The organism is Pseudomonas sp. SDO5522_S412 (assembly GCF_054071215.1).
Map to the genome: position 1 here is coordinate 1 of NZ_JBSVWQ010000452.1, position 528 is coordinate 528.

Annotated in this window: 1 protein-coding gene; it reads right to left on the bottom strand. The window is 52.1% G+C overall.

Annotated elements, in window-relative coordinates:
• Positions 1-90: 90 nt before the first annotated feature.
• Positions 91-306, bottom strand: coding sequence for a TOBE domain-containing protein (locus ACW9I6_RS32415; protein ID WP_003217010.1), 216 nt, complete (start codon positions 304-306; stop codon positions 91-93).
• Positions 307-528 lie beyond the last annotated feature (222 nt).

Below are 528 nucleotides of genomic sequence, written 5' to 3' on the forward strand. Positions count from 1 at the left end.
GGATCAGTCATTGTAGATGTCGACTGTCACACCGCATTCGCGAGCAAGCCCGCTCCCACATTTGGATTGGGTTCACAACTGGACTCGGGTTTACAGCTTGGCGATCGACACTTCAGTCGACTTCACAAAGGCAATCACTTCACTGCCCACCTTCAATTCCAGGTCACGCACCGAGCGTGTGGTAATCACCGACGTCACGATCCCCGACGCGGTTTGCACGTCGATCTCGGACACCACTTCGCCGATCAGGATTTCCTTGATCACGCCTTTGAACTGGTTGCGCACGTTGATCGCTTTAATGGTCATGTCGGCTTTCCTTTGGTCTGTTGGGTCAATCCGCACGAATGCGCAGGCACTCAAAGTGCCCTATTCGTGAAACCAACAAAAGGAATATATAACTCTTTATTTATTCCATAAAAACATATGCAAGCTGTTGCACAGCCAACAGTGATTCAACAAAGTGCCCGCCTCCCCACTCCCAACCACTCCCCACGTAGCAGCTGTCGAGCCCAAGCGAGGCTGCGTCAG